7 protein-coding genes and 2 riboswitches are annotated in these 11,424 nt (G+C 53.4%); of the genes, 4 read left to right on the top strand and 3 right to left on the bottom strand.

The features are described 5' to 3' along the window. Window positions 1–44: 44 nt before the first annotated feature. Both cobN and M0L20_RS24825 read right to left on the bottom strand, forming a co-directional pair. Window positions 45–4,334, bottom strand: a complete 4,290-nt coding sequence (gene cobN, locus M0L20_RS24830) for a cobaltochelatase subunit CobN (protein ID WP_248479796.1) — start codon at window positions 4,332–4,334, stop codon at window positions 45–47. Window positions 4,335–4,339: 5 nt separating this feature from the next. Continuing rightward, a complete protein-coding gene (locus M0L20_RS24825) occupies window positions 4,340–5,710 on the bottom strand; it encodes a cobyrinic acid a,c-diamide synthase CobB (RefSeq protein ID WP_248479795.1) in 1,371 nt (456 codons plus the stop codon). Here M0L20_RS24825 and M0L20_RS24820 point away from each other — a divergent pair. The 3 genes from M0L20_RS24820 to M0L20_RS24810 all read left to right on the top strand — a co-directional run bounded on the left by M0L20_RS24820 (window position 5,700) and on the right by M0L20_RS24810 (window position 9,336). Further along, the gene (locus M0L20_RS24820; protein WP_248479794.1) at window positions 5,700–5,906 is read left to right on the top strand and encodes a hypothetical protein; all 207 of its coding nucleotides are present in this window, start codon (window positions 5,700–5,702) and stop codon (window positions 5,904–5,906) included. The genes M0L20_RS24825 and M0L20_RS24820 overlap by 11 nt on opposite strands. Beyond that, window positions 5,869–6,071, bottom strand: a riboswitch (cobalamin riboswitch). Its footprint overlaps the gene before it by 38 nt. A 45-nt stretch (window positions 6,072–6,116) precedes the next feature. Next, a riboswitch (cobalamin riboswitch) is annotated at window positions 6,117–6,323 on the top strand. A 117-nt stretch (window positions 6,324–6,440) separates the two neighbouring features. After that, window positions 6,441–7,076, top strand: coding sequence for a cytochrome c biogenesis protein CcdA (locus tag M0L20_RS24815; protein WP_248479793.1), 636 nt, complete (start codon window positions 6,441–6,443; stop codon window positions 7,074–7,076). A 40-nt stretch (window positions 7,077–7,116) separates the two neighbouring features. Beyond that, the gene (locus M0L20_RS24810) at window positions 7,117–9,336 is read left to right on the top strand and encodes a TonB-dependent receptor plug domain-containing protein (protein WP_248479791.1); all 2,220 of its coding nucleotides are present in this window, start codon (window positions 7,117–7,119) and stop codon (window positions 9,334–9,336) included. Between the two features lie 166 nt (window positions 9,337–9,502). Here M0L20_RS24810 and M0L20_RS24805 read toward each other — a convergent pair whose 3' ends face one another. Continuing rightward, window positions 9,503–10,435, bottom strand: a complete 933-nt coding sequence (locus M0L20_RS24805; protein ID WP_248479789.1) for an NAD-dependent epimerase/dehydratase family protein — start codon at window positions 10,433–10,435, stop codon at window positions 9,503–9,505. Window positions 10,436–10,553: 118 nt separating this feature from the next. Between M0L20_RS24805 and M0L20_RS24800 the strand changes: the two genes are divergently transcribed. Then, the gene (locus tag M0L20_RS24800) at window positions 10,554–11,402 is read left to right on the top strand and encodes a helix-turn-helix domain-containing protein (protein ID WP_248479787.1); all 849 of its coding nucleotides are present in this window, start codon (window positions 10,554–10,556) and stop codon (window positions 11,400–11,402) included. Window positions 11,403–11,424 lie beyond the last annotated feature (22 nt).

Below are 11,424 nucleotides of genomic sequence, written 5' to 3'. Positions count from 1 at the left end.
GATAAAAAAGTAATTGGAAGCTGTCAAAATATGTTGGTTGCTGGTTATTCGCTGCGTATTTCAAGCATGCTTTCGCTTTTCAGGTACACCTCCTGCAAGGCCTGTAACATATCGGGGGATGGGTTCGCCCACATGCCCCGCTGAGCGGCTTCGAGCAACCGTTCGGCGATGGCGTTCAAAGCCCACGGGTTGCTTTCAGCAAAGAACTGTTGCATGGCGGGGTCCAGAGCGTAGGTTTCGCCCACCTGCTCGTACATCCAGTCATCGACAACCTGCGCGGTGGCATCATAGCCAAACAAATAGTCTACCGTAGCGGTCAGCTCCAAACCACCCTTGTAACCGTGTCGCTTGATGCTTTCCAGCCATTTCGGATTGACGACCCGCGACCGGAAAACGCGTAATGCTTCTTCTTTCAAGTCGCGCACAACCGGCTGGGCGGGGTTCTGTGAATCACCAAAATAGTGTTTCGGCTGTTGCCCCGTCAGGCTGCGGATCGTGGCAATCATGCCGCCGTGAAATTGCAGGTAATCGTCGCTGTCAAAAATATCGTGTTCGCGATTGTCCTGATTGTGAAGCGCTACCTCCACGCCCGACAACCGCTGTCTGAACTCGGTACGCGCGTCGACACCCTGCGCGGTTTTCGAATAGGCGTACCCACCCCAATTGACGTAAGCCTGAGCAAAATCAGCGTCGGCGCGCCAATTTTTTTCGTTGATGAGCGGCAGAATACCTGCTCCATAGCTACCGGGCGCTGCCCCAAAGATTCGGTAACTGGCTCGCTCTTCGGCTTCTTCGAGGGGCATATCCTGGTCGCTTATTGCTGCTAAATCAGCCAGGTAATGCTTACGGACGAAGTTCTGGTCGAGTGGTTCGTCCAAGGCAATGACGCGCTGAACCGCTTCGTCCAACAACTCAATCAAATGTGGGAAAGCATCCCGGAAAAAGCCGCTGATTCGGGTCGTGACGTCGATTCGGGGGCGGCCTAACTCGTCGAGCGAAATCACTTCCACGGTTGTCACGCGCCGACTTTCGACCTGCCAGACCGGTCGGACGCCAAGCAAAGCAAGCACTTCGGCTACGTCGTCGCCACTGGTTCGCATGGCGCTCGTACCCCAAATGCTGATACCCACGCTTTCGGGATACGTTCCGGTTTCTTTCCAGTGCCGGTCAAGCACTTCGCGGGCGAGTTGCTGACCCACTTCCCAGGCTGCCTGCGATGGTAACGCTCGTGGATCGACCGCGTAAAAATTACGACCTGTCGGCAAAATATGCGCCATCCCCCGAGTCGGTGCGCCACTTGGCCCTGCCGGAACATACCCACCGGATAAACCGTGCATTAGGTTAGTGATTTCGTCGTCGGTACGCGCCAGATTGGGCATTAGCCGACTGCATACGTAACGCAACACCTGTCGAATGCCGTCAAACTTGGCTTGGGCTGGTGATTCGTTAAACATCTCGAACAGCACTTGATCGATGCGGTCAGGGTGGAATCGATACTGTTGAGTCACCCGAAACAAGTGGTTGGCCAGTTCGTCAAGGACTTCCAGCGCATCCGAATGGGTGATCACGGGGCGTCCGGCTAGTTCCGTAAATACCGTCGAAACGGATTGAAGTCGCGCACCTTTATTCGCTTGTAATGTGTTCAGGTTCCAGTTGAAAAGCTGCGCTAATTCGGCGGGTAGACTGGGCGTCGTGGCGTTCGGTAGCCGGGTAAGTGATTGCAGCATATCGACCAAGGCGTCACCCGTCGGCATTTCGCCCAGCGTGTGCAGACCGTTTCGAATCTGAGCCGCTCCCAACTCGCAGAGATACCCGTCGATGTCTTCGATCAAGTGCGCAACATCTTTGCCGTCCATTTCGGTCAGGCTGACTGGCACACCTTCGGGCGTCATTTCATCGTCCCAATCGTGCTTGTGATCACCGTGGTCGCGGCTGAGCATGGCCGACAGATCGGCGTCCAGATTCGTTTGTTTGATGAGCGTCCAAATTTGCCGTTGCAAGAGCGGCAGCTTGGCCGGGTCCATCGTTTCGACCTGATAATATTCATCGACCAACTGCGTCAATTGAGCCAGTTCTCCGTAACTGTCGGCGGAGGTCATGGGGGGCGTCAGGTGGTCGATCACGACGGCATGAGCGCGCCGTTTTGCCTGTGATCCTTCGCCAGGGTCGTTGATAATGAACGGATAGAAAAGCGGCAGATCGCCCAGAAATGCATCGGGAAAACAATTGACCGATAGCCCAATGCCTTTCCCTGGTAGCCACTCCAATGTACCGTGTTTACCAATGTGCACAATGGCGTCGGCCCGCCAATCGTCGCGGAGCCAGCGGTACAGAGCGTAATAATGGTGGGTCGGTGGTAAATCGGGCTGGTGATAAATGGCGTCGGGGTCCATGCCGTAGCCACGGGGCGGTTGCAACGCTACGAACGCATTACCCAAATCCAGACCCGCCAACGCAATGTGGCCGTTGTGAACATAGGTTTCGCCGGGGGGCGGTCCCCATTGCTTCTCCATTTTTTTGCGCAACACTTCGGGCAACTGAGCGTACCATTCCTGATAACGCGCAGATGACACCCGACCGGCAGCACTGGCGAGTTGCTCCGGGGTCAAATACGTTTCGTCGTACGCACAACGGTCGATGAGCTGGTGAATCAGCTCCGTTCCCGTTGCGGGTAGTTCGCCGATCTGATAGCCTTCCGCTTGCATCGCGTACAGGATATTCATCAGCGAAGCCGGTGCATCCAGCCCAACGGCATTACCGATCTGCGAGGCTTTCGTATTTGAATTTGTGAAAATAAAAGCGATCTTTTTCTGGGCGTTCGGCAGATTCCGCAGCCGAGAAAAACGCAGGGCCAGCCCCGTTACGCGCTCCACCCGATCATCCAGCGGAACGTAGCCTTTGGCATGCCGTTCTTTCTCTTTGAACGAAACCGGAACCGTAATGATCCGTCCGTCAAACTCAGGAATCGCTACGTTCATGGCCGTATCCAGCGGATTGAGCCCCCGGCTTGACGACTCCCAAGGACCACGGGCCATTCCCGGCGTAATAGCCTGAAAAATGGGAACGTTGAGCTGGGCCAGCGCTCGCCCTGAATCCGCTTCCTCGTCCGCCGGGCGAACATCGGTCATCGCGTACGAGATGGTATTAATCAGATTGTCAATGGCAATGCCACCGTGCTCGGCCTGGAAATAGCTGAACGCGAATGGACCGTTGGTGACCGGATCAACCGCTTTAAGCGACGACGTAAAGATCGGCAGTGCGTTCAGGCCTTTGTCTTCCAACGACCGAACGAGTGCATCCACAAAAGCCGTGTTGCCGCTAAGCCAGTGCGACCGGTAAAACGTAAGGCCCACCGTAGGCCGATCCGGATTATGCTGCTGTACCCAGTCTGATAGATTGGCCTGTTCGGGTAGATCCGGGTGGTAAATGCCATGTTCGGGTAGCTGGACGGGTGCATCGGCCCCGAATCCCGTCATCAGCAGGTGATCAGATAAGAAGTGAAGCAGGGAGGTGAAATTCTGATAGCCTCCGGCTTGTACATACGCCAGCGTTTCGTGCAGAATAGCGGGTGATACCGTTGAAACGGCGGCAAAATCAGGGTTCAATTCGCCCGTACCGCTAATGACGATCAAATGCTGCCCTTTTTCTTTGGCCCGACGTACCAATTCACTAAAGCCGGGAACACTGCTTGGCCGACCGTGGATACGCAGGACAATGATCTGAGCGGCACCGATCTCCCGGTCGAGGAGTTGAGCCATCTGCGCTTCGCTCTTGATCGCCAGCAGACTGATCCCCGACGTTTTCGGAAAATCGTCCGGTAATTCCTGCAAGACCCGGTTCATCGTCAGCAGGTCGGTGTCGGCATGAGTCAGAAATACGATGCCGCCAGTTGGCGTTGCCGTCTGACCGAGTTGGGTCGCTATTTCGGAGCCTTTCCAGGTGTAAAATTGAAAAACGTATTCCGATAGTTCAGCCGGTGGGGCCAGAAACCCGTCGGCGGCAATCATGCTGTCGATGTAATCGAAAATGGCGATGATCTGCCAGTCGCTATTGATGGAGTGAAACCACACTGAATGCCCATCGAACAGCAGCGTGACCACGTTGGCCAGCGTGCAGGGGCCGAGGCACCCGCCTTTGGTCATGTGAACGACGTTGCGAATCTTCCGACGCATCCACTCGCTTTTGTACAATTCGACCGGAATGGCTGCGTACCCCCGGTCGGTGCGACCGCAGCAACAGGCGTTGTAGCAATACGATAAGTGCCCCCGGCGCTGAACCAAGTTTATGGCTTTACCGTCGGATCGGGTTACTCGCTGGCGTTTGATGTCAGCCATAAGGGTTAGTCCGCTAGGGCGGTCGTTGCTCTGTTTTTATCGACTAGAGATGCCGATAAAAGTTGATGAATAAATGCCGGGTTGTTGCCCCAGTATAGATGCACGTACGAAGCGAAGGTGTTGCTGACCCGGTACAATTTGGTTTCGACCGGAATCCCTTTCGCATTCGTGATCGTTGCGAGTGAATCAGAAGAAACTGATTCCTGTAACGTTGAGTAATGAAATTCGTGTCCGTTCAGCGCCAATCCATTCCAGTCCACTCGGCGGTAACCAAGCGTCAGTTTCGCTGTACGCATAGACGTGGTTAGCGGTAAGGCTCCCACCATTGGAAAAACTGCGCCCTGTTTATCTTCAATATGATGACCGAGGTACATAAGCCCACCACATTCGGCGTATGTTAATCCGCCCGATTGGCAGTAGGCCCGAATGCTTTCCCGCATGGTGTCGTTGTCGCCCAGCGTTTGCGCGTACAGTTCCGGATAGCCGCCGGGGAGGTACAAAAAATCCGTTTCGGGCAGTGATGTATCGTGCAATGGGCTGAAAAATGTAACGCGACCGAAGCGAGCGAGTACGTCTAGGTTCTGCTCGTAAGCAAACGTAAATGCCTCGTCGCGGGCTACGCTGATGCGCCGGTCCGATACAGGTTCTGCCGTAGACATTGTGGTGCGTTCTGACCGTTGGGCGCGGGTAATCGCTAGTAAGCGGTCTACATCGATTGTCTTTGGAATAGCGTCGGCAACAGTCTGAATGATGCGTTCGTAATCCGTTTCGGTAGAGATATGCAGACCAAGATGTCGGGACGGAATGGTAAATTCGGGATTTGCCGGTAGATAACCCAGCGCTTCGACGCCTACGTCCGTACAAGCCTCCGCCAGAAAGCGGTAATGCGATTCTGATCCGACAAAGTTGAAGATCGCCCCGACCAGGTTGATGCCTTTGTAAAAGTTTTTGAACCCGTACAGCAATGGAGCCACCGAGTAAGCCATTGCTTTGGCGTTGACGACCAGCACGACGGGAATAGTCAGCAATTCGGCAAGTGCTGCGCTACTGCCCTGCATTCGATTCGAGCCGTCGAACAAGCCCATCACGCCTTCGGTCACGGCCACGTTGGCACCGCTGGCATAGCGTTGATACGACTCGGTCACGTGCTCCGGCGACGCCATGAACAGATCCAGGTTGATACTTGCCGTACCGGCTGCCGTTCGGTGATGATAGGGGTCGATGTAGTCAGGCCCGCACTTGAACGGCTGTACCCGCAGGCCCCGATCCGAAAGTGCCCGTAGCAATCCCAGCGTCAGCGTTGTTTTGCCGGAACCGCTGGATGGCGCTGCCAGCAAAAAATGCGAAAATTCGTCTAGATCAGGCATGCGTTCCATTGACAACCCGTTTAAAAAAACGTCAGGCTGCATTTCGCCATGCGAACGGGAGGGGGACAGCCAGCCAGGCTATGGGTACAATAAACCCATCATTCCGGTACCCAAAAAAGGGCCGACAATGTACGCCAAGCTTGACCGTGCTTCAGACCGCGAAAGCATTGTCAGCAAGAATAAGGGCAGGTTTCCTGACTTGTAACATTGCTGCCGTCCTTCCCAGCCCGGAAAGCCAGTGGACATTGTTGGGCAGCAACTTGTAACGTTACGTACAGTTGCGCGACAGTTCGGATTGACACCACCGGGGTGGCCTGACCGATTCCCTCTTGATCTGCCCGTGAGCAGAACCCTTTTCCTGTTGGGGAAATGAAGTAGTTAACGTATTCTCATCAAAGGTACGGTATATTTTATACTTTTGTGGCTGTTTACGGGTGTGCTTTCTACTGGGAAGCGCTTAAAAGGGAATCCGTCGCACCGTTTCGATGGTGTAAATCGGAGCAGTCCCCGCTGCTGTATAGTTCACAAAAAGGTTCTGACTTAATTAGCCACTGTTCGACTGCGAATGGGAAGGCGTCAGAACGGAACGAGCCAGAAGACCTGCCTTGAACAAATAGCTGGAATGCTTTCGGGACGAAAAGCAACAGAGAGCATTATGCGGCACCCCTCCGGGTGTACATCGGCTTTTTGTGTGCGTTCTCCGCAGGCCAATCAATGGTTCATTTAGTAGCGCAGACGCATGATCAATCCTCTTTTGCTGGATTCACTTCTCCTCGGTGTTCAGCACTCCTTTGAACCCGACCACATGGCCGCCGTATCGGTACTGGCCTCCGAAAAAAACAAACAAGCTAAATACCATATTTGGCGTGTTATCTGGCGGTCGTCGCATTGGGCGCTGGGCCATTCGTTCACGCTGATTCTTTTTTCCTGCCTGATTCTGTTGTTCAAATCGGCGCTGTCGCTGAATATTGCCGAACAAGTCGAACTGGCCGTTGGACCGTTGATGATCTGGCTGGGCATTGTCGCCATCCGACGGAATCATCAGCAAGCGCACGAGCACGTTCAGGCGTCTCCCAACACGTCGTTCAGCCGCTCGTTCTGGGTCGGCATGGTTCATGGATTGGCCGGTACGGGAGGTGCCTGTACCGTTGCGCTGACCCTGGCCGCCCGTGACGCTTCTACCGCCGTCTGGATTATCGTGTTACAAAGCGCTGGTATCATTGTCGCCATGACCATTTACGGGTATCTGTTGGCCTTTTCGCTGACAAGGGTGGTCGATACGTGGCGGCAAACCATTCGGCTTGTCAATTATGCCGTGGGTATCTTTTCCATTGCCATTGGCTTATTTACTCTCTGGGAATCTGTCCAGCCTTAGTCCGCTTCATCTCGTTAAACTACCCCTAATGTATAGTCAAGTGAGTCTATTTTTACGTTTAAGTACCCGTTTACGCATCAGTGCCCAAGTCATCAACCGTAGCTCAGTAAGTGGTATCGTATGTCTGCTGGCTGGTCCGGCCTGGAGTCAATCAACACCCCCCGACACCGTACGCAACCGGGACCTTACGGAAGTCGTCGTTACAGCTACCCGTTCGGAAGTTCGACGCGATTTGGTTCCCCAGCAGATCACGGTGCTAAGCCGACATGACATCGACCAGACACCCGCTACGGACGTTACCGATCTGCTCAAAAAACTGGCGTCTGTCAATGTTATTCAATACCCTAGTTTATCGTCGGGCGTTGGTATTCGTGGGTTCAGACCGCAGTTTTCGGGACTCAATCAACGCACCCTTTTGCTTATTGATGGCCGTCCAGCGGGTGCTACGAACCTGTCAACCATTGGGCTGAATAACGCTGAACGGGTGGAGGTTTTGAAGGGACCGGCTTCGGCACTCTACGGTTCACAGGCGATGGGCGGGGTCATCAACGTAATTACCCGGCGTTCGAAAGGACCGGTTCATGGCAACGCCTTTGCAGAATACGGTTCGTTCCAGACGTACCAGGCGGGTGGAAATGTCGGCGGTAACCTGACGAAACGACTCGACTTCGATGCGTCGCTTAATTATTTCAAACGGGCGCAGGATTACAAGCTGGGCAGTGGCAATTTTTTCCGGGACAAGCTGGATGGCGATCAGGCTGTAAAAAATTACAGCAACAAACCCGCCGAAACTATCGATGATCGTAAAGATGACGGGCAGGTTCGTCCAAACACCAAACTAACGTATTACTCGGGCGCATTACGAGTGGGTTACCAGCTCAGCACCAACTGGCGTGTTGATGCGCGGGGCGAGAAATTTATTGCCAAGGATGTTGAATCGCCCGGTGACATTACCTACGGAACTACCCAATCCAGCCTGAAAGATGCCGACCGGCAGGCGGGCGAAGTTGCGGTCAGTGGTCAGGTGGGCGCGCACAAACCCGTTTTACGGGTGTTTGCTTCCGGCGAAAACAGCTTTTTCAAAACGACCAACGTTTCGGGTAAACCAGTGACGCCGTATCAATCGTCGAGCACAGAGAATCGTTGGGTTGGCATACAGCTAAAAGACAACTGGCAGTTAGGGCCACACACGCTGACGGTGGGCTACGATTACCTTGATGCCAGTACACAATCGCGCAGTTGGAACGATGCCACGACGGAGCGGGCCCCATCACAGCCTAATTATGCCATTCGCTCGTCGGCTCTTTACGCGCAGGGGCTGCTGCATGTCTACCACGATCGACTTATTCTGCAACCAGGCATCCGATACGACAACATCACGTTTGACGTAAAGGAAACGCCCCTGCTGACGACGTTTAAACCCGGTAAGGCAACAACTCCATTCGTTAGCCCAAGCCTAGGTGCCGTTGTGCGTCTGTTACCTGGCTTACAGGCAAAAGGTACAGTAGGACGGGCCTTTGTTACGCCCGATGCGTTCAATGTGGCCGGGTATTCTGAAACACGTACCTCGGCGGGTAAGATTACCATTACGACTGGAAATTCGAATTTGACCAATGAAAATAGCGTTAGCTACGACGCTGGTTTGACATTCAGTCGTCCGAAGACCGGTTTCAGTGCCGGGGTTACCTATTTCCATACAAACGTAAAAGACCGGATTGCGCGGGTCGTAACGCAGGTCAATGAAGCGCAAACCAACGGCGACGTGATCGTCGCGCGTGCAACGTACGTGAATGCCGCCGATTCGGAAATCAGCGGTCTCGAATATGAACTAGCGTACGATTTTGGTGCGCTGAGCAACTACCGGTATTCATTACAGTTATTCGCCAACGCCACCAGTATGTTCCGGTATACCGAAACCATCGTTGGAACGGATCGATCCGTAACGCAGCGGGACATCATGAACGTAGCCAAACAGAACTGGAATGCTGGGCTGGATTACAACTCCTACAAAGGACTGCGGGCACGGTTGCTGGGACGGTATGTTGGTCATCGGAAAGACACCGACTTTACCGACGCAGCCAACCCTGAAATTGTTTACCCGGCTTATCTGGTTATTGATGTCAGTGCCTCCATGACAGTAGCAAAACAGCATACCATTGGTGTACAGATCGCAAACCTGACGGATGAGAACTATTACGAAAAAAGAGGGTATAACCTACCCGGTCGGTCCATTTCGCTACGCTATACATTAGCGTTCTAACATTACCTAGTTATTTAGCAAAATGATGATCCAAACGCGATTGATGGCGTAGATGATCAGTAGTCCATCGGCACCGAAACGCTTCGGTGCCGATTTTGTGTTTGGAAAGTATACCGTTTTAAAAGAGTACTCTGTAGCGGCAATTCACGAAAAGAATACGCAGCCCTCATTGGTTTTTGAACCACGACGCGGTGGCCTGAATACCCGCTTCGTAAGACGTCGGCGTATAGTTGAACGCCCGCTCAAATTTTGAGGAGTCGAACTCGAACGGAAACTCATCTTGGTAATTCATCTCGTACGCTTCTTTCAGGAAAGGATTAAACCAGCCGATAAGCTTTAACAACCACTTGGGTAGCACCAGTAATTTATTCGGACGGTTCATCGCGCGAGCCGCTATTCGAACAAACTCCCGGCCCGTTAGCGCCGTTCGGGGTGTAGGCAAATGCCAGATCTGGCCTAACGCTTTCTCGTGCGTCGCCAGTAGATAAAGCGCTTTGGCCGCGTCAGGGACATAATTAAACGAGCGAGGCACATCGGCGTTAATGGGCCATTGCGCCCGGCTGCCTTTTTTAAGATTGCTGAACACGTACACACCCGGCGCACTTTTATCCGTCACCGTTGGTCCGTAGAAGTCTACCGCCCGCGCAATAGCTGCCCGGATGTGCCTCTCGCTCATTGCCTGTTCTAGGATGCGGGCCACCTCCGCCCGTACCTTCCCTTTCCGGCTGACAGGTCGGTACGGCGTTTCTTCCGTGATAGGCCCGTTTACCCGACCATACATGTATACGTCGTCGAAGAAGATGAGGGTAGCGTTCGTTGCCTGACAGGCGGCAATGGTATTTTGCATAGTGATCGGCCAGTCGCGTTGCCAGACATCCGCGTTGTAGTCGATACCGATGAGTAGGTAAACCACATTTGAACCCGCTACGGCTTGTGTTAATGCGTTCCGGTCGAGCACGTTAGCCGCCACGGTTTCGGTTCCAGCTACGGACTTAGGGTTGCGGGATACCAGCCGGATCGTTTCACCGTTTGCTTGCAGAATGGGAATAAGAGCGGTGGCGATGGTGCCATTAGCGCCCACTAAAGTATGTACAGCCATAACCGTATTTTTTGTGGATTGACAGACCAAAAGTAGTGGAGGTAACACCCAGAGGATTGTACGAAAACGAAACAGGGGCAACCGAAACCCAATAACCCGACGATTCGTTAAAGCTGGTATGAACACGGACGATGCAAGCATAGAACAGGTTCTCCTACCCGACGAGCGGCTGACGGACGTAGTGCGACACATCTATTGCATTCGCCAATCAGCGCAAGCACCGACGATCCAGAAGCAGTTGGTGCCCAACTATGAAATGATGCTGATCGTTAATTTTGGCCCGGCAATAACTGCGTCGGTAGCTGATTATACCTGGGTTGTTGAGCGGTCTGCCGTTTTGGGACCACTCAACAAGCTTCTGCGGTATACCGTCCCGCCCGACGCAGACATGATGGTTGTCGTCTTTACGCTTAATGGCTTTTATCGGCTGGTTGGTCAACCCATTCATTCACTGCGAAGTGAAGCGGATGCCGACATCGGAATGCGACTGAACGATGAAACTTTTGCGGAGTTGTGGGCGCAGTTAAAAGCAATGCCATCGCTGGCTGACCGGCTCGATTTGCTGAATGCTTACCTGTTGCTGCATATGGCCCCCGCCGATGAGGACTCCCTTTCGATCCTGGAGGGAGTCGTATTGTTCGACAACGTAGCCATCGATCCAGTGAAAGTCATTGCCGAAACGCGTCAGCTTTCGACCCGTTCCGTACAGCTTCGCTTTCAGACCAACTTGGGGGTTTCGGCCAAAGAACTGGCTCGGTTTCTGCGTTTCAAAAAAATGGTAACCGAACTGATTACACAGTACCCGGCCTCGCCCGACTGGGCTAATCTGGTATTCGTTCATGGCTACCACGATCAGAGCCATTTGATTCGGGACTTTCAGCAATTTATGGGCCTTAGCCCCACCGAGTTTTTACAGCAACTGGCCAGTCAGGAAATCTGCATTTCGCAACCCGGTAAATATTACTAAAATCATCGGATACGCTACTTGT

The sequence above is a fragment of the Spirosoma liriopis genome (assembly GCF_023196085.1).
In the GTDB taxonomy this organism is placed as follows: Bacteria; Bacteroidota; Bacteroidia; order Cytophagales; family Spirosomataceae; genus Spirosoma; species Spirosoma oryzicola.
The sequence above is the reverse complement of the archived record's forward strand: the minus strand, read 5'-3'. Positions and strand labels throughout refer to the sequence as shown.